The sequence below is a fragment of the Streptomyces sp. NPDC026575 genome, from assembly GCF_055567415.1.
This window is the reverse complement of record NZ_JBVHQM010000048.1, coordinates 1-16790: the sequence shown is the minus strand read 5'-3', so window position 1 is coordinate 16790 and position 16790 is coordinate 1. Positions and strand designations below refer to the sequence as shown.

The 16790-nt window shown below is 68.2% G+C and carries 14 protein-coding genes and 2 pseudogenes; 9 read left to right on the top strand and 7 right to left on the bottom strand.

Annotated features, from left to right (window positions below; translation table 11 throughout):
* Positions 1-27 precede the first annotated feature (27 nt).
* Positions 28-1236, top strand: coding sequence for a M6 family metalloprotease domain-containing protein (locus ACZ4NB_RS37405; protein ID WP_467667512.1), 1209 nt, complete (start codon positions 28-30; stop codon positions 1234-1236).
* 146 nt (positions 1237-1382) lie between these two features.
* On the opposite strand, the gene ACZ4NB_RS37400 is transcribed toward ACZ4NB_RS37405, so the two are convergent.
* Complete coding sequence (locus tag ACZ4NB_RS37400; RefSeq protein ID WP_467667511.1) at positions 1383-2711, bottom strand: aspartate aminotransferase family protein; 1329 nt, start codon at positions 2709-2711, stop codon at positions 1383-1385.
* Positions 2712-2801: 90 nt separating this feature from the next.
* Here ACZ4NB_RS37400 and ACZ4NB_RS37395 point away from each other — a divergent pair, with 90 nt between their 5' ends.
* Positions 2802-3710: a LysR family transcriptional regulator gene (locus ACZ4NB_RS37395; RefSeq protein ID WP_467667510.1), complete on the top strand. Its 909-nt coding sequence runs from the start codon at positions 2802-2804 to the stop codon at positions 3708-3710.
* A gap of 103 nt (positions 3711-3813) precedes the next feature.
* On the opposite strand, the gene ACZ4NB_RS37390 is transcribed toward ACZ4NB_RS37395, so the two are convergent.
* From ACZ4NB_RS37390 to ACZ4NB_RS37380, 3 genes are all read right to left on the bottom strand, one after another.
* The gene (locus ACZ4NB_RS37390; RefSeq protein ID WP_467667509.1) at positions 3814-5871 is read right to left on the bottom strand and encodes a phosphocholine-specific phospholipase C; all 2058 of its coding nucleotides are present in this window, start codon (positions 5869-5871) and stop codon (positions 3814-3816) included.
* Complete coding sequence (locus tag ACZ4NB_RS37385; RefSeq protein WP_467667508.1) at positions 5864-6163, bottom strand: hypothetical protein; 300 nt, start codon at positions 6161-6163, stop codon at positions 5864-5866. Before ACZ4NB_RS37385 ends, ACZ4NB_RS37390 begins: the two co-directional genes overlap by 8 nt.
* A 185-nt stretch (positions 6164-6348) precedes the next feature.
* The gene (locus ACZ4NB_RS37380) at positions 6349-7788 is read right to left on the bottom strand and encodes an aminotransferase-like domain-containing protein (RefSeq protein ID WP_467667507.1); all 1440 of its coding nucleotides are present in this window, start codon (positions 7786-7788) and stop codon (positions 6349-6351) included.
* Between ACZ4NB_RS37380 and ACZ4NB_RS37375 the strand changes: the two genes are divergently transcribed.
* The 3 genes and pseudogenes from ACZ4NB_RS37375 to ACZ4NB_RS37365 form a co-directional block, all read left to right on the top strand.
* On the top strand, positions 7787-9043 hold the full coding sequence (locus ACZ4NB_RS37375) for an aminotransferase class V-fold PLP-dependent enzyme (RefSeq protein WP_467667506.1): 1257 nt from the start codon (positions 7787-7789) through the stop codon (positions 9041-9043). The two genes, ACZ4NB_RS37380 and ACZ4NB_RS37375, sit on opposite strands and share 2 nt — an antisense overlap.
* Positions 9044-9057: 14 nt before the next feature.
* The gene (locus tag ACZ4NB_RS37370; RefSeq protein ID WP_467667505.1) at positions 9058-10350 is read left to right on the top strand and encodes an MFS transporter; all 1293 of its coding nucleotides are present in this window, start codon (positions 9058-9060) and stop codon (positions 10348-10350) included.
* A gap of 8 nt (positions 10351-10358) precedes the next feature.
* Positions 10359-10474: pseudogene (locus tag ACZ4NB_RS37365) on the top strand (IS5/IS1182 family transposase); the annotation flags it as partial.
* A 39-nt stretch (positions 10475-10513) separates the two neighbouring features.
* Here ACZ4NB_RS37365 and ACZ4NB_RS37360 read toward each other — a convergent pair.
* On the bottom strand, positions 10514-11101 hold the full coding sequence (locus ACZ4NB_RS37360) for an SMI1/KNR4 family protein (RefSeq protein ID WP_467667504.1): 588 nt from the start codon (positions 11099-11101) through the stop codon (positions 10514-10516).
* Between the two features lie 647 nt (positions 11102-11748).
* Between ACZ4NB_RS37360 and ACZ4NB_RS37355 the strand changes: the two genes are divergently transcribed.
* Complete coding sequence (locus ACZ4NB_RS37355; RefSeq protein ID WP_467667503.1) at positions 11749-12978, top strand: M6 family metalloprotease domain-containing protein; 1230 nt, start codon at positions 11749-11751, stop codon at positions 12976-12978.
* A gap of 390 nt (positions 12979-13368) precedes the next feature.
* Positions 13369-13830 (top strand): GNAT family N-acetyltransferase, encoded by a 462-nt coding sequence (locus ACZ4NB_RS37350; RefSeq protein WP_467667502.1) that lies wholly within the window; start codon positions 13369-13371, stop codon positions 13828-13830.
* A gap of 14 nt (positions 13831-13844) precedes the next feature.
* On the opposite strand, the gene ACZ4NB_RS37345 is transcribed toward ACZ4NB_RS37350, so the two are convergent.
* Positions 13845-14659 (bottom strand): IS5 family transposase gene (locus ACZ4NB_RS37345; RefSeq protein WP_467667501.1). Its coding sequence is split into 2 segments (ribosomal slippage): positions 13845-14305 and positions 14305-14659, totalling 816 coding nucleotides; the frame shifts between segments, so codons are not numbered across the junction.
* A 123-nt stretch (positions 14660-14782) separates the two neighbouring features.
* On the opposite strand from ACZ4NB_RS37345, the pseudogene ACZ4NB_RS37340 reads away from it, so the two are divergent.
* A pseudogene (locus ACZ4NB_RS37340) lies at positions 14783-14947 on the top strand (IS110 family transposase); the annotation flags it as partial.
* 301 nt (positions 14948-15248) lie between these two features.
* Entirely contained in the window at positions 15249-16298 is a 1050-nt protein-coding gene (locus ACZ4NB_RS37335; RefSeq protein WP_467667500.1) for a hypothetical protein, read from the top strand.
* An 85-nt stretch (positions 16299-16383) separates the two neighbouring features.
* Here the strand turns inward: ACZ4NB_RS37335 and ACZ4NB_RS37330 are convergent, their stop codons facing one another.
* On the bottom strand, positions 16384-16530 hold the full coding sequence (locus ACZ4NB_RS37330; RefSeq protein ID WP_467667499.1) for a hypothetical protein: 147 nt from the start codon (positions 16528-16530) through the stop codon (positions 16384-16386).
* Positions 16531-16790: the final 260 nt, after the last annotated feature.

Below are 16790 nucleotides of genomic sequence, written 5' to 3'. Positions count from 1 at the left end.
CGTCCCCTTCGATCCGACGGGAGTGACATGCCTGCCCGGTCCGTCTCGCCGAGCCGCCTACGCCTTTGCCTCGCGGCCCTCACCCTCGCCTCATGCCTCGCCGCCCCCACGACGGTGAACGCGGCCTCCCCGCCTTCAGCCCACCGGCCTCCGTCTCCCGCCGCCGCTTGCGCGCTGCCCGGAAGGACGGGCTGGACCGACGAAGGCCACGACATCGACCGCGTCCAGTTCCAGCCCGCCACCGGAACCCGGCGGGTCCTGACGCTGTTCGTGGACTTTCCCGACGCCGTGGCCACCGGCGGCACGGACCAGTACGCGGCCCAACTCGCCCCCGCCGCCGACTGGATGCGCACGGCCGGCTACGGCCGTACCCGCCTCGCCCTCACCTCCCTGCACCGCTGGATCCGCATGCCGGCGGCGTCGGACTCGTACGGCTTCGAGCGCGGCCTCACTTTCGAGGCACACGAGAAGTACGTACGCGACGCCATCACCGCCGCCGACCCGTACGCGGACTTCTCCCGCTACGACATGGTCTACGTCGTCCCCACCAAGACGGCGTCCGCGATCTCCTTCTCCCCGACCTACCTCTACGACCCCACCACGTCCGGAGTGACCGCCGACGGCACCCGCATCAAGTGGGCCGTCACCTTCGGCCAGGACCTGTGGCGCTGGGGCTCCAAGGTCGCCGCCCACGAGACCGGCCACACTTTCGGACTGCCCGACCTGTACTCCTTCACCGGACCCACCCACCAGTACGTCGGAGGCTGGGACGTCATGGGCAACATCGCCGGCCCCGCGCCCCAGTACCTGGGCTGGCACTCCTGGAAACTCGGCTGGACCCGCGATGCCCAAGTCACCTGCCTGGCTGCCCCCGGTCGCCGCACCGTGCGTCTGACCCCGGTGGAACGGCGCCATGGCACCAAGATCGCCGTACTGCGCACCGGCGAGACAACGGCGTACGTCGCGGAGTCCCGCCGGGCCGAGGGCAACGACCGGGACGCGTGCTCGGTCGGCGTGCTCATCTACAAGGTCGACTCCGCCACCCCGACCGGCGAGGGACCGGTCCGGGTAATGAACGGCAACCCGGCCGCGACGCCGCCCACCGGCTGCACCGGACTCGACCTGGCGGCGTACCGACCCGGCCAGACCTTCACAGACCCGGACAGCGGCGTCCGTATCGACGTTCTCGCGGGTGACGGAACGGGGGATGTGGTGCGGCTCGGCCTGGCCTCGTAGGGCTTGGGCAGGGCGGCGTGAGTGTGGGTAGACCGCTGCGGCCAGGCCCGCCGGCCCCGGTGCACCGAGGCCGAGGCCGCCCCCACGCCTCGTGGAACGACCATCCGTGGGCCACGCCCCACACCTGGCCGGCAGCAGCAGCCTGATCAGAGGACGGCGCAGGCGTCGCCGATCGCCTTGTCCAAAATTGTCAGGCCGAGCGAAAGCTCGTCTTCGGTGGCGGTCAGTGGTGGCGCGATCCGGAAGACCCCGCCCATGCCGGGGAGCTGGACGATGTTCATGTGCAGGCCGAGTTCGAGGCAGCGCCGGGTGACCTGGGCGCCCAGTTCGTCCGAGCTCTGCTTCGTCTCGCGGTCGACGACGAGTTCGAGCCCGGCCAGCAGGCCCCGGCCGCGGATGTCGCCGACGACCTCGTGGCGGCCGGCGATGTCCGCGAGACCGTGGCGGAGGAACGCGCCGAGCGAGTGCGCGCGCTCGTCGAGTTTGTCGTCGATCAGGACGTCGAGGACGGTGTTGCCGACCGCTGCCACCAGCGGGTCGGCGACATGTGTGGTGAAGAACAGGAACCCGCGCTCGTGCGCCTCCTGCTCGATCTCGGCGCTGGTGACCACGGCCGCGAGGGGCAGTCCGGCACCGAGCGTCTTGGACAGGGTGACGATGTCGGGGACGATGCCGTCGCGCTCGAACGCGTACCAGGTCCCGGTGCGGCAGAGGCCGGTCTGGGCCTCGTCGAGGATCAGCAGCATGCCCCGTTCCCGGCATTTGGCTTGCAGGGCCGCGAAATAGCCGGCCGGTGGCTCGATGATTCCGCCTGAGCTGAGTATCGGTTCGACGAGGCACGCGGCCAGGCTGCCGGTCGACTGGGCGTCGATGAGATCGAAGGCGAAGTCCAGCTGGCGGTGCCAGTCCAGCGAGCCGTCGGCGGTGGTGAAGTCGGGCCGGTACGCATTCGGCACCGGGATGGCGAAGTTGCCGGGCGCGCCCGGACCGTAGCCCTTGCGCCCCGCGCTGTAGGTGGCGGACGCGGCGGCCTGCGTCATACCGTGCCAGGACCGTGCGAACGAGACGATCTCGTGCCTGCCGGTGACGAGCTTGGCCATCCGGATCGCGGCTTCGTTCGACTCGGCGCCGGTCGTCAGCAGCAGCGCCTTCTCCAGCGGCGCGGGCAATGTGCCGGCCAGCCGCCGGGCGAGGTCGACCACCGGTCGGCTGAGCATGCCGCTGTAGAGGTGGTCCAGGGTCGCGACCTGCCGCTGGACAGTGGCGACGATCTCCGGGTGCGAGTGGCCGAGGATCGCGCTCATCTGCCCGGAGGTGAAGTCGAGGATCTTCCGGCCGTCGGCTGTGTACAGGAAACTCCCCGCCGCGCGGTCGATGATTTCGCGGGTGAACTCGCCGCCGTAGCGCACGAGATGCCTCTCGGCATCGGCCCAGAAGGTTGCGGTGGACGGTGGGGTGGTGGTCGAAGCAGCCATGCCGCCGACGCTAGATCGCCCTCGAGCGGCACGTCCATCTCACAATTCCGGCTGTCCTGTTCGGCAAAACTGCACAACAATAAGGGTGTGATGAACCCCTGGAGGCTGCGGCTGCTGAGCCGGCTGGACACGCTGGGCACCGTCCGGGCAGTCGCCCAAGCTGCCAACCTGAGTCCGTCGAGCGTGTCCCAGCAGCTCGCCGTGCTCGAGGCCGAGACGCGCACACAGCTCCTTGAACGGACGGGACGCCGGGTGCGGCTGACCTCGGCCGGGCTGATCCTCGCGCGGCGGGCGCGGGCGATCCTCGATCACATGGACACCGTCGAGGCGGAGCTGCGCGGGTTCGGCGAAGAACCGGCCGGGCTGGTGCGGCTGGGGGCCTTCCAGAGCGCGATCCACACCATGGCCGTGCCGGCGGTGACCCGGCTGGCGCGCGAGCATCCACAGCTGGACATCGAGCTGCTGGAGCTGGAGCCGCACGCGAGCATGCCCGCGCTGCGGGTCGGCGACGCGGACATCATCATCACCACCACGGACTTCGACGAACTGCCGTTGGGGCCGGACCTCGACCTCGTACCGCTGGCCACGGACCCGATCGTGCTGGTAGTCCCGGCCGAGCATCCCGCGGCCGGGCGCGGCGCCCCCGTGGACCTCGCGGCCTACGCGGACGAGCCGTGGGCATTCGACATTCCACAGTCGTACATGGCGAACCTCGCGCAACGACTGTGCCGTCATTCGGGGTTCGAGCCGCGGGTGGTGTGCCGGTTCAGCAACTACATGATGACCCTGCAGCACGTCGAGGCCGGGCTGTCGATCGCGCTGCTGCCCGGTCTGGCGGTCGACCACCGCTATCGCGTCGCCACCCGGGAGCTCGCGGCCCCCGTGACGCGCACCATCACGGCGGCGATCCGCCGCGGCGCACCACCTCGCGCGGCGGTGCGCGTCGTGTTGGACGCCCTGCGGCACAATCCGGGCCTGCCGCTCCTGGGGCGTGACTGACCGATCGAGTCAGAATCCTGATGTTCCCCGGTACGACGACGGGCACGGTTGCGCACCCGTCTCGGAGAGGGCCTCTCCCGCCGCCCGCTCTCGGTGGTAGTGGTCAGGCGGTGCGGAGCGCGGGGTCGCTGGTACCGGGCTCGCCCGTCTCGACGTGTCCGGCGAGCCGGCGCAGGTAGGTGCTGTCGCTGTCGGAGTGGACGCGGAGGTCGTACCAGCGCTTGCTGTGGCCGAGGTCGACCCAGCGGGTCTGCCGGCCGCCCGCCGCGATGGTGACCTTGCTGCTCTTGCCGCCGTAGGCGTTGGTGATGGTGAGGTGGCAGGCGGTTTTGGCGGGGTTGGTGATGTTGAGTTTGATGCGGCCGGTGTTCTCGTCGTGGTGGCCGGTGATTTCCGGGCTCGCGGTCGCGGCGGTGCCTTCGTAGGTACGCAGGTAGCCGTTGGGGCCGTGCGCGGTCAGCTTGTACGTCCCGCCGGAGGGGCCGGTGCTCCAGGTGTCGGAGATCTTCTTGCCGGCTTCGGCGGTGTAGGCCCAGGGGCCGTCGGTGCGGTTTCCGGAGGTGACGAGGAAGCACGCTCCGGTTTCGTCACCCGGGGTGAACGTGAGCTTGATGTTGCCGCTGGAGGGCTTGACGGCCGCGGTGACGAGGGGCGTGTAGGGGAGGGGCCGGGTGGGCTTGGTGCCTTTTTCCTGCTTGGGCAGGGCCGGGGCGGCCGGCGGTGAGTGGGTGTAGCTGTTGTGCCGTTCCTTGTCCGGCGGCTGATAGGCGTCGGTGCTGGGCAGGGGTGCGTGCTGGGTGTGTTTGAGGCTGAAGTCGAAGGCGGAGGTGAGGTCGCCGCAGATGGCGCGGCGCCAGGGTGAGATGTGGGGTTCGTGGACTCCGAAGCGGCGCTCCATGAACTGGATGATGGAGGTGTGGTCGAAGACCTCGGAGCAGACGTAGCCGCCGGTCGACCAGGGGGAGACGACGAGTGTGGGGACGCGCATGCCGAGCCCGTACGGGCCTGCGCTGTAACTGCTGTCGCCGGGGAAGATGTCGAGCTTGGTGTCGACGGTGGAGGCGCCCCAGGAGGAGTCGGCCGGCGGGTAGGGCGGGGGTACGTGGTCGAAGTAGCCGTCGTTCTCGTCGTAGGTGATGAACAGGGCGGTCTTGCTCCAGACCTCGGGGTTGGACGCCAGGGCGTCCAGGACCTGGGAGATGTACCAGGCGCCGTAATTCGCCGGCCAGTTGGGGTGCTCGCAGAACGCTTCTGGGGCGGCGACCCAGGATATCTTCGGCAGGGTTCCGGCCTTGACGTCCGACCGGAGGTCATCGAGAAGATGGCCGCTCTTCTTGATGTTCGTTCCCTTGCATGCCTTTTCGTAGAGCGGGTCACCCGGTTTGGCGTTGCGGAACTTGTTGAAGAACATCAGCGAGTTGTCGGCATAGTTTCCGCGGTAGGCGTCCCCCAGGGCGCCCCACAGTCCGTCCTCGGTGAGGCCGTCGCCGACGTCCTGGTAGATCTTCCACGACACCCCGGCCTTCTCCAGGCGCTCGGGATAGGTGGTCCAGTCGTAGCCGGCTTCCTCGTTGCCGAGGACCGGTCCGCCGCCCTTGCCGTCGTTTCCGACGTGGCCGCTGTAGAGGTAGTAGCGGTTGGGGTCGGTGGCTCCCATGAAGGAGCAGTGGTAGGAGTCGCAGACCGTGAAGGCGTCGGCCAGGGCGTAGTGGAACGGTATGTCTTCCCTGGTCAGGTGGGCCATGGTGCCGGACGTCTTGGCCGAGATCCAGTCGTCGTACTTGCCCTTGTTCCACGCCTGATGACCGGTTTCCCAGTCGTGGTCGAGTCCGGCGATGAACTGCATTCCCAGATCGTCGGCGTTCGGGTGGTAGGGCAGGACTTCCTCGCCACCGCCGGACTGGTGCCATACGGACTTTCCGCTCTCCAGCGTCAGCGGCCGCGGGTCACCGAATCCCCTGACGCCCTTGAGCGTGCCGAAGTAATGGTCGAAGGACCGGTTTTCCTGCATAAGCACAACAATGTGCTCGACGTCCTTGATCGATCCTGACCGGCCGGAGGCGGGGATGCCTGCGGCGCGCATGATGCTGGCGGACAGAGCCGCGACGCCGGCGGTGCCGCCCGCTGCCTGGAGGAAGCGTCGGCGGTTGAATTCAGGCATGGAGCTGTACCTCTGAAACGTGGGGGAGAGGGTGGGTCACCGTAAACCGGCTCGCCCTTGAGCCGTCAAATAGTGCGAAGGAAAGGTGAAGGGCCGGGGATATTTCATCTTCAGAAGCAACGTGGCGTGCCTTCAGGGCCTCGCCTTCTACCGGCGAGTCGGGGGTGAATGCGAACGCTGCGACCACATCGAGGAGACGGTCGGAGCCGTCCGCATCCGCCTCGGTGCCGTCCCTGTGGACCTGCCCGAACCCGTCGCTGAACTGGCCCTCCAACAGGTCGAGTTTCGCCACAGCCATGCCGTCCTCGGCCGGACGGACTCGCCCTGGCTCTTCCCAGACTCCCGGCGTCGGCGTTTCGTCGCGTCCGCGCCGACCTTGTGCCGTAACCGGGTGCCCTCTGGGAAAAGTGAGGCAGAGGTGGCGGTGGCAGCATCCGGGGCTCGACCCCGCGCCCGTGGATTCACCGTTCCCGTGGCTCAGTCCTCCCGCCCCTCACCCTCCCGCTTCGGGCCGAGATCCATGAGCGCGGCTCCCAACCGGTGTACTCCCTGCGTCAGCTCCGCATGGTCGGATGTGGCGGCGAACCCGATGCGCAGGTGAGCCGCCGGTGGCTCTGTGGCGAAGTAGCGGCTGCCGGCGCTCACGGCGACGCCATGCTGCCGGGCGGCGCTCGTGAGTACGGTGTCGTCCACGCCGGGCGGCAGACGGACCCACAGGTGCAGTCCTCCGGTCGGTAGCCCGGACAGGGCCGCGCCGGGGATCTCCTGGGTGATCGCGGCGGCCAGTACGGCGCACCGCTCGCGCAGCGCCGTACCGAGAGAGCGGACGTGCCGGTCCCAGGACGGGGAGCTGAGCACTTCCAGCGCGGCCTCCTGGAGCGGGCGCGTGACGAAGAAGTCGTCGACAAGGCGCACCGCCCGCATGCGCTCCATGACCGGTCCGCGGGCCACGAGTGCCCCGATCCGCAGGCTCGGTGCCGCGGGCTTGGTGAGTGAGGTGATGTGGACGACCGTGCCGTCGCGGTCATCGGCGACCAGCGGCCGCGGCACGGCGCCGCCGTGTCCCAGGTGCCGTGCGAAGTCGTCCTCGACCACGAACGCGCCCGAGGCGCGCACCACATCGAGGATCTGACGGCGCCGTTCGGGCGCCAGTACCGTACCGGTCGGGTTCTGGAAGGTCGGCTGGCAGTACAGCAGCCGTGCGCCGGTCATCGCGAACGCGTCGGCCAGCAGGTCGGGCCGCAACCCGTCGGCGTCGAGCGGGACCGGCACCGGCCGCAGCCCCGCGGCGCGGGCGGCGGTCAGGGCGCGGGGGTAGGTGGGCGACTCCACCAGGACCGGGCTGCCGGGTCCGGCGATGGCCCGGAACGCGATCGACAGCGCGCTCTGTCCGCCGGCGGTGACCAGGACGTCCTGTGGTGCCACGCTGCCGCCGACGATGCGGGCGAAAACGGTGCGCAGCGCCGTCAGACCGCCGGCCGGGGCTCGGTCCCAGGCGTCCGGACGGCGTGCTGCCCGCGCCAGCGCCGCGCTCAGGGCCCGGGTGGGCTGGAGCGAGCGGTGCACGTAGCCGCCGTCCATGGTGATCGTCCCGGCCGGTGGCGGTCCGAGCGGGTCGGCGATCAGGTGCGTGTCGACGGTGCGGTCCGTGAGGGCGACCGTCTGCCAGTCGGTGCCGGTGTCGGGGCCCCCGTCGTGGAGCCGGGTGCGCTGCGCCACGTACGTCCCGCTGCCTGGACGGGTCACCACCGCGCCCTCTGCGGCCAGTGCGGCGATGGCTCGCGCCACGGTCGCGGGGCCGACCCGGTACTCCTTGATCAGCTCGCGGCTGCTCGGCAGTCGGTCGCCGGGCGAGAGTCGAGAGAGCAGTGTCCGAAGCCTGTCGACCAACTCGCCAGAAGTGCTACCGTAATTCATGAGAGATGAGAATAGCGCTTCTGGCCCTGGTCGGGAAGCACTTCAGCTGGACGTCGCCGCTCTGCGGGCCCACACCCCGGGGTGCCGAAAGGTCATCCATTTCAACAACGCGGGCTGCGGGCTGCTGGCCTCTCCCGTACTCGACGCGATGGTCGGCCATCTGAACCTCGAAGCACGGATCGGCGGTTACGAGGCGTCGGCAGCCCGCGCCACCGAAGTGCGCGGGTTCTACTCGGAGATCGCCGCCCTCATCAACACCAGGCCCGACAACGTCGCCTTCGCGGGCAGCGCCACCCACGCCTACGCCAACGCCCTGTCCTCGATCCCCTTCCAGGCCGACGACGTCATCCTCACCACCCGCGACGACTTCGTCTCCAACCAGATCGCCTTCCTGTCCCTGCGCAAGCGGTTCGGTGTGCGGATCATCCACGCGCCCAACACATCCGACGGGGGCGTCGACGTGGAGGCGATGGCCGCACTGATGCGGACCCACCGCCCCCGCCTGGTGTCCGCCACCCACGTCCCCACCAACTCGGGACTCGTCTCGCCGATCGCCGAGATCGGCCGGCACTGCCGGGAGCTGGACCTGCTCTACCTGGTGGACGCCTGCCAGTCGGTGGGCCAGTTCGTCATCGACGTGGAGGAGATCGGCTGCGATCTCCTCACCGCCACCTGCCGCAAGTTCCTCCGGGGCCCGCGCGGTTCCGGCTTCCTGTACGTATCCGATCGCGTCCTGCGAGCCGGCTACGAACCGCTGTTCATCGACATGCACGGCGCCCGCTGGACCGAGCCGGGTGTATACGAGCCCGCCCCGACGGCAACCCGGTTCGAGGAGTGGGAGTTTCCCTACGCCACAGTGCTCGGCAGCGCCGCCGCGACGCGCTACGCCCGTGAGGTCGGCATCGAGGCCATCGAGCGGCGCACACCCATGCTCGCGGACCGGCTGCGCGACCGGCTCAAGCCCATCGCGGGGGTGCGGGTGCTCGACCGTGGTCCGCGGTTGGCCGCGCTCGTCACCTTCGGCGTGGAGGGCTGGCAGCCGCAGCCGTTCAAGGCGGCCATGGATGCCCGGAGCATCAACTCGGCGCTCAGCTTCCGTGAGTTCGCGCAGTTCGACTTCACGGACAAGGACATCGAATGGTGTCTGCGTCTGTCGCCGCATTACTACAACACCGAGGAGGAGGTGGACCACGTCGCCGACGTGGTCGCCGAACTCGTCCGCCAGGCACCCGACCGCCGAACGGGACGGCGATGACACCGATGGCACCGATGACGGCCACGCAGACGCGCACCGCGCAGCCGGCCCCGGAAAGTCTCTGGCGCAACGGCGACTTCCTCAGGTTCTGGCTCGGCGAGACGCTGTCGCTGCTGGGCACCCAGGTGACGAACCTCGCCCTGCCGCTGACCGCGATCGCTGCCTTCGATGCCACCGACGAGCAGGTCGGTGTCCTGCGGTTCCTGCAGCTCGTCCCGTACCTCGGGCTCGCCCTGATCTTCGGCGTGTGGGTGGACCGCGCCCGGCGGCGGCGGATCATGCTCGGCGCCAACCTCGTCCGGATGCTTCTGCTGGCCCTCGTACCCGTCCTGTACTGGACGGACGCGCTCGGCATGGTCTCGCTGCTGGTGATCGCCTGTGCCGTTGGCGTCGCCTCGGTGCTGTTCGACGTGAGCTGGATGTCCTACGTGCCGACCCTGGTGCGCGATCCCGAACGCTACGTCGAGGCCGGCGCCAAGATGGGGATGAGCTCGTCGGCGGCCGATGTGGCGGGACCGGGGCTCGCCGGTGTCCTGGTCGGTGCCCTGAGCGCGCCCGTGGCGCTGATCGTGGACGCGTTCTCCTATCTGGTTTCCGTGGTCTCGCTCCTGCTCATCCGCACCCCCGAGCCGCGACCCGAACCTCCCGCCGTACGACGCCACCTGCCGACCGAACTCCGGGACGGTCTGCGGTGGGTGCTGAGGAATCCGGTCCTGCGGTCGCTCGCGCTCGTCGGGTTCTGCTGCAACTTCTCGTTGATCACCGTGTGGACCATGTTCCTCCTCTACGGGACTCGTGACCTGCACCTCGGATCGACGGCCCTCGGCGGGATCTTCGCGACCGCTTCGATAGGCGGTCTGATCGGCGCGGCGATCTCCCGCAAGGTGATCCGGCGCTTCCGGCTCGGGCTGGTCTACCTCGTCGCCCAGTCGACCCTTCTCCTCGGCCCCCTGCTGATCGTCCTGGCGGCCGGCCCCCGGCCGGTGATGGTGGGGATGTTCGTCCTCTCCTTCTTCACCACCTACCTCGGGCTCGGTGTCGCCGGCGTCGTCATCGTCAGCCTGCGCCAGGCCAGTACTCCACAGTCGATGATGGGCCGGATGACGGCGGTCTTCCGCACTCTGCTGTTCGGCGGCGGCGCCCTCGGCGGCCTGTCCGCGGGCCTGCTGTCCGGCCGGCTCGGCGCCCACGGCGCGTTGACCGTTGCGGCGATCGGATCCGCCGCCGTGCTGATCGCGCTCGTCCTGTCTCCCGTGAGCCGGCTCGTCGGCCTGCCCACGGAGCCGCCGGCTGAGAGGAGGACGTGATCTGCGTCCGCACGGGCCCGGCCCCGGTCGACCGGGGCCGGGCCGGCTCTCAACACCACCTGATCACCGACCATGGCCCCCCACACCAGCGGCTTGCCTGACCGGTGGCAACCGCAACGACGTACACAGTTGCGGCCTGACTGCGATTCGGCTCTGGCTCCGCTCACGACCGGCTCTCGCCCTCCGGATGGCGGAGTCTGCGGAACGAGGTGTACTGGTCGTGCATCAGGTCGTAGAAGGAGTCGAAGCGTTGCGGTCCCATCCCTGACCACGAGGCGAGCCAGTATCCGGCCCATTCGCCGCGCTCATCGACGTCCTCAGGGTCGAGGAGCATGACCGCGGCGTCGCCGTCGAGCGAGAGGCGCAGGGAACGGGCGAGGATGTCGCCCTCAGGCTCTTCGTCTTCGTCCTCGTCGGCGAACTCGGTGTCGTTGTAAGCGTCGATCCAGCCGGAGTCCTCGTCGGTATCTGCCAGCCAGGCGAGCTCGGAGGTGCTCGCGAGCCGGTAGATGAAGTTCCCTGCGTCCCGCCACCCGTTGGTGGTCAGCAGGAACTCGCGGAGCGAGGGTGGCAACGTCCGGCCCAGGCGTGCCTCGGCTGCCGCGACCTCATCCGCGCTCGCCGGGGCGAACCCGAGCCAGCCGTCGCGTACGACCTCGTCATGCAAGGGTGCGTCCTGCTCGGGGTCGTGCTTGACGATCCACTCCTCACTCCAGAGTTTCAGGAACGGTCGCCAGTCTTCGTGGTCCATGAACTGCCCTTTCGCGTCGAACATCGCCGAACATCACTGCGCCAACGACAGCACATGGGTCTGACATCCGCTGCCTGTCCGCCTGGCGTCGCGGCTGACCGAGCGGGCTGAGTGCGCGGACCGGATCGTCCACCACGGGCCGGACGATGGCCGCAACCACAGACAGCTGTGCTGGGATGTCCTGGCCGCCCACCGGGTTGCTCGCGCCGCGCTGCGGGCACTGCAAGAGGGCCGGGCGCCCGGTCAGCGGTCCGGGGGCCTCACCCCGACACGGTCGCGCCCGCCACGTCTGGCGTTTCAAATGGCTTCTGGTGGTAGGGAGTTGAGGAGGCCGCTTACGCGGCATCGCCCTTTCCGAAGAAGTCGACGACGTTCCGCACGGGCCGAGCACGCTGGGCAGGCGCTTTGCTTCACATCCGGATCCCCGATTACCGCTCGTAATCGGGGCGGCACAATGTGGCCCATAGCGTGCTGTTATGGAGATCCGGTAGCTTTCGCCGTCGCTGCCGTACCCGCATTCTGCCCCCAACGTAATTCACCGGCAGGCAACAGAATGTCATGCCCGCATCACTCAGTGCGGGCTCTCCCCTCACGGAGGCACACCTCTCCCCACGGAGGAACGCCTCTCCCCCCACGGAGGCAACACCATGAGATCCTCACACGCATGGCGGCGCCCGCGCGTCGCGGCGCCCGTACTCGTCCTGTCCGCCGCCCTGCTCGCCTTGCTCGCCCTGGCCATCATCCCCGTCGGCACCGCACATGGGTCCAACGAAAGCGCCTCGGCATGTGCGCTCCAGGGGGCGACCGGCTATACCGACGAAGGCCAGCAGACCGACTACAACCGGTTCCAGAAACCGGAAGGCACCAAGCGCGTGGGTGTGATCTACGTGGACTTCCCCGACGCCGTCGGGACCACTACGCCTCTCGACCGCTACTACGACCAAATATCCGGCGCTGACGGCTGGATGCAGAAGGCGTCCGACGGCAAGGTCTCGCTGGATATGAAGGCTCCGTACGGCAATTGGGTGCGTATGCCGAAGAACTCCACCGAATACCACTGGGAACGCGGCTTCTCTTGGGACACGCACCGGGTATATGTGAAGGACGCGCTCACCGGCGCCGCCAATGCAGGCGTCAACCTCGCCGACTACGACACGTTCTACATCGTGCCCACCAGCACCGCGGCCGCGATCACTCACACCCCCACCTGGGTCCAGAACCCCGCCAACCCGACCCAGGTCTGGAACGAGGCGACCAACGCCTGGGTGACGATCAAGTGGGCAGTGACCTTCGGGCAGGACATGTGGCACTGGGGCTACAAGGTCGCCGACCACGAGACCGCCCACACCTTCGGCCTGCCCGACCTCTACGCCTTCAGCGGCGAACAGCACCAGTACGTCGGCGGCTGGGACGTCATGGGCAAAGTCAGCGGCCCGGCCCCGCAGTTCCTCGGCTGGCACGCGTGGAAGTTCGGCTGGATCACCGACAGTCAGGTCTCCTGCCTGTCCACGAACGACACGTACTCCACGACCCTGAACGGGGTGGAGTACGGGGGCGACGGCTACAAACTGGCGGTGGTCAAGGCCGGCGCCACCACGGCCTACGTCGCAGAGTCCCGCAAGGCCGTCAACAACGACTCCGACGCCTGCGACACCGGCGTACTGATCTACAAGGTCGACACCTCGGTCGAAAGCGGCAGCGGACCGATCCGCGTGGTGAGCAACCCCAAGGCCGCCGCACCCACCGGGAACTGCACCGCGCTGGACATGCAGACCTGGAAGCCCGGCCAGACGTTCCAGGACGACAACGCCCGCATCCGGATCCACGTGAACAGCTCCGACTCTGACAGCGACACCGTGTGGACCTACAAGTGGTGACCGCACGGTGAACCTCCGTCGGCAGCCGACCGCCTTCCAGGCTTCCTCGACCAGCAGGGGATCCCTCGGCTGAAGTCATGGCGGGCCGTCGGCGGCCGACCTTGACGACTGCAAGATCCCCGACAGGGTCAGGCTTTACCGGTGCGCGAGTGGTGCGCCCCGCCTGGACCTTCAACCGAGCCGCCCAGGACGCCGATTGGCAGAGAACGGCCGCTCCTGGGCGGCTTCGTGCTACCTGTGGCTGCGGCTCACTAAGAGCTCCTAACAGAATGCGGTGAGCCAGGTCCGTCGATGGTGACGTCTTCGCTCAGCAGCCGCCGTACGGTCATGGGCATGGGTCAGGAGCCGTGGCGCCCGGGATTGTCAGTGGCCGGTGGCAGACTCCGAGGCATGAGTGACCCGGTGCGTTTGAGAGATGTCGGACCGGCCGATCTGGAGGTGTTCTTCGCGCAGGAGCACGACCCAGAGGCCACGCGGCGGTCGAAGTTCCCGCCCCGGGAACGGGATGCCTTCATGACTCACTGGACGACCAAGGTCCTCGGGGATCCGACTGTCTTCGTGCAGGCCGTCACCGTCGACGGGGATCTGGCGGGCAACCTGGTGGCATGGTGGGACGAGGATCGGCGCTTCATCGGGTACTGGTTCGGCCGGCAGTACTGGGGCCGGGGCATCGGCACGCGGGCGCTGGGGCTTTTCCTGGAGCGAGAGAAGACACGCCCTCTTCACGCCGATCCCTTCCTCGGGAACACCGGCTCGGTGCGACTGCTGGAGAAGCACGGCTTCCGGCACGTCGAGATGGTCTGTTACGGCGAGGATGAGCACATCATGCTTGTGCTCGACGAGGACCACTGACGGATCTTAGATCTCTAACGCAGTGACGCGAGCCGTCTCCAGCAGATGAGCACGCATCCAAGGCTGAGGAGGGCTTCGTGGATGTCGTCGCGGATCTCCCAGCGGATCCGCAGGCGTCGGAAGTGGTGCAGGAGCGCAAAGGCGCGCTCGACAACCCATCGCTGAGTGCCCAGGCCAGAGCCGTGTTCAGTACTGCGGCGCGCGATCAGTGGTCGGATGCCGAGTTCGCGTACCAGCCGCCGGTACTTGTCGTGGTCGTATCCACGGTCCGCGAGGACCACGTCCGGGCGTCGGCGAGGCCGACCGCGTCTACCCCGCACCGGCGGCACGGCTTCCAGTAGCGGGATCAGCTGAGTGACATCATTGCGGTTGCCGCCGGTGAGGGTGAAGGCGAGCGGGATGCCCGTCGCGTCGGTGATCAGATGGTGCTTGCTACCCATCCTGCCCCGATCAACAGGGCTTCGTCCCGTCTTGGGGCCCCTTTTAAGGCTCTGACGTGCGAGGAATCCACGGCCGCGCGGGACAGGTCGAGCACATCGGCGGCACGGAGCTTTGCCAGCAGAGTTTCATGCAGCCGCTGCCACACGCCCCGTTCGTGCCACTCGGCCAGGCGCCGCCGGCACGTCATGCCCGAGCCGAAGCCCAACTGCTGCGGCAGATGTCCCCACGCGATACCGGTATGCAGAACGAAGAGGATCCCCTGCAGGACGAGCCGGTCATCCAGACGCTTGCGGCCCGGATAGCGCGTTCGACGCACGATCTTCGGCAACAACGGTTCGATCACCGCCCAGAGATCATCGTCGATCTCCCACGGCTTCGACCGAGCCATCTCAACCCTCCCCACACTTGCGCCGCACCAGATCCAACCACGCTGGTGATCATTCTGTTCGGAGTTCTAAGAGGGCATCTGATCAACGTTCAGGCTGTGTGACCGATTCTCCCGTTTCGGTTCCGGGCGGTGCTGAGCGGGCGGGCACGCGCCCGGGCCAAGTCCGGCGACGGACCGGTGCAGATCGCTCGGATGCGAAAACTCACCAAAGGCTCGGCAGTCAAAGCGCGCACCCAGGCGATCAACCAGCTCGAGGCCGTCCTCGTCACCGCCGACCCGGACCAGCGGCCGCGTCCAACGCCCAGGTCTGCGTCAGCGGCACCTCCCGCAACCGCTTCCAGTCCGCCGAGGGCGGCAGTTGGAACGGCAAGGCCAACCGGGACGAGCCGGCCCGCAACGTCAACGAGGCAGCGAGACGTGAGCACGGGGCCGTATACCGGACCCCACCAACATCACTCCTGGACATCTGAAGATAACCAGGTACTGTGCAATGCACGGTACCTGGCATTGCAGGCTGCCTGGTGCACCGCACTCCCCCCACGGATCGGCATGGCCCCAAGAGGCCGTTGCCCGACGATAAGGAGACCGCGTGTCAACTCAACTGCAGACCAACCCCACTCCGGGTCGACGCAAGGGCAGCGTGGTGGCCGGGGCACTGACCACCGCGTTCCTCACCGGCATATCCCTGATCGGCACCCAGACCCCCGCCTTCGCCGACGGCAGTCAGACCGCGACGGTCGCCGACGGCACCTACGAGTCCGATCAGTCCGTCCTCACCGCGATGGAGAAGACGGACCCGGTCAACTCCTGGGAATCCTCGATGGGCTACCCGGCCGGACTGGAGAAGGACAAGGACGGCAACATCAAGCCCGTCACCCTGGCGGATGTGGAGGGCACGTACAAGGCCGAACAGGCCGTCAAGGATGCCCAGGAGGCAGCGACGAAGTACGCGGCCGACACGAAGAACTCCGCGCCGCTGCGGGAGAGCGCCAAGCACCTCGCCGAGGGCTGGACCAACCCCGGGTCCGAGTCCCAGACGAAGAAGCCCAACGGCACCGAAGTCCGCCAGAACACCAACGACGGCAAGCTGTCCACCGGAATGACCGCCGAGAAGTACTGCAACATGACCAACAAGGATTCGCAGAGCTCGTCGTTCGGGCAGGCGGCGCCCTGCATGTTCGTCGGGTACACCAGTTCCGGCGACAAGTACCCGCAGCGGGGGGCCAGCGACGGTCTCACCGGCGAGGGCAAGCTCACCTACAAGGTCACCGCGTCCGTGGCCGACGAGACGAGCACGACCGAAGGCTGGCAGGTGGGCGGCAAGGTCACGCCCAGCATCAGCGGCGAAGGAGTGACGGCCGGCGGCGAGGCCAGCTTCACTTACAGCTACTCCACCACCTCGACCGCCAAGGTGCAGAGCACCAAGGAATCGGCTGTCGAGATCAACGTGCCACAGGGCAAGAAGGGCTTTCTGGAGGGCCGGGCCAACGGCGCGACCTACACCGGCTACATCGTCGTCCGCGACCTCGACACCAGCAACAACCAGGAGCACCTCATAGCCATCCCCGCACGGGCCTACATCCAGGCCCCTGGCAGCAGCAGCCCGATCACCTGGGTCAAGCGGCTCAAGGACGCGTAACGGGCGACCCGCAGAGTGCGGCGCCGGATCCGCGCTGATACGTGATGAGGGGCAGGGCCGACGTATGCCGGCCCGCCCCGGGCGATCATTGAACGCCGGCCAGGTCGAACGGCGCGAGCATGGCGAAGATGCTGCCGCCGACTTTGTAGACGGGCCTGTTGGGGCCATACGGCTCTTGCTCTGTCGTTTCCGGCAACGCGAGGGCGAGTACTGCGATTTCTTCGGGAGTCATGGTGAAGTCCTCCTTACGGCTGGGGGACGCGCGCTGCCGCCATGCGGTGCCCGGGCACGTGGCCGGGGCCGGGTTCCCGGGGCGTGTGTTCAGCGGTAGTTGTCGGGGTTGGGTGCCTGTCCGGTCCGCATGAAGTCCTGGAAGTAGCGGACGGAGTCGGGGGCTGAGCCGTCGGCGTCGGTGAAGCCGTACTCCTTGGCCAGTGTGCCGACGGACAGGGAGCCGCCGTTGTAGCGCGCCACGTCCGGGTCGGCGGCGAG

What these genes read in the sequence shown, in the direction of transcription:
- ACZ4NB_RS37405 (WP_467667512.1), top strand. Translation starts at nt 28, where the DNA reads ATGCCTGCCCGGTCCGTCTCGCCGAGCCGCCTACGCCTTTGCCTCGCG.
- ACZ4NB_RS37400 (WP_467667511.1), bottom strand. Translation starts at nt 2,711, where the DNA reads ATGGCTGCTTCGACCACCACCCCACCGTCCACCGCAACCTTCTGGGCC.
- ACZ4NB_RS37395 (WP_467667510.1), top strand. Translation starts at nt 2,802, where the DNA reads ATGAACCCCTGGAGGCTGCGGCTGCTGAGCCGGCTGGACACGCTGGGC.
- ACZ4NB_RS37390 (WP_467667509.1), bottom strand. Translation starts at nt 5,871, where the DNA reads ATGCCTGAATTCAACCGCCGACGCTTCCTCCAGGCAGCGGGCGGCACC.
- ACZ4NB_RS37375 (WP_467667506.1), top strand. Translation starts at nt 7,787, where the DNA reads ATGAGAGATGAGAATAGCGCTTCTGGCCCTGGTCGGGAAGCACTTCAG.
- ACZ4NB_RS37380 (WP_467667507.1), bottom strand. Translation starts at nt 7,788, where the DNA reads ATGAATTACGGTAGCACTTCTGGCGAGTTGGTCGACAGGCTTCGGACA.
- ACZ4NB_RS37370 (WP_467667505.1), top strand. Translation starts at nt 9,058, where the DNA reads ATGACGGCCACGCAGACGCGCACCGCGCAGCCGGCCCCGGAAAGTCTC.
- ACZ4NB_RS37360 (WP_467667504.1), bottom strand. Translation starts at nt 11,101, where the DNA reads ATGGACCACGAAGACTGGCGACCGTTCCTGAAACTCTGGAGTGAGGAG.
- ACZ4NB_RS37355 (WP_467667503.1), top strand. Translation starts at nt 11,749, where the DNA reads ATGAGATCCTCACACGCATGGCGGCGCCCGCGCGTCGCGGCGCCCGTA.
- ACZ4NB_RS37350 (WP_467667502.1), top strand. Translation starts at nt 13,369, where the DNA reads ATGAGTGACCCGGTGCGTTTGAGAGATGTCGGACCGGCCGATCTGGAG.
- ACZ4NB_RS37330 (WP_467667499.1), bottom strand. Translation starts at nt 16,530, where the DNA reads ATGACTCCCGAAGAAATCGCAGTACTCGCCCTCGCGTTGCCGGAAACG.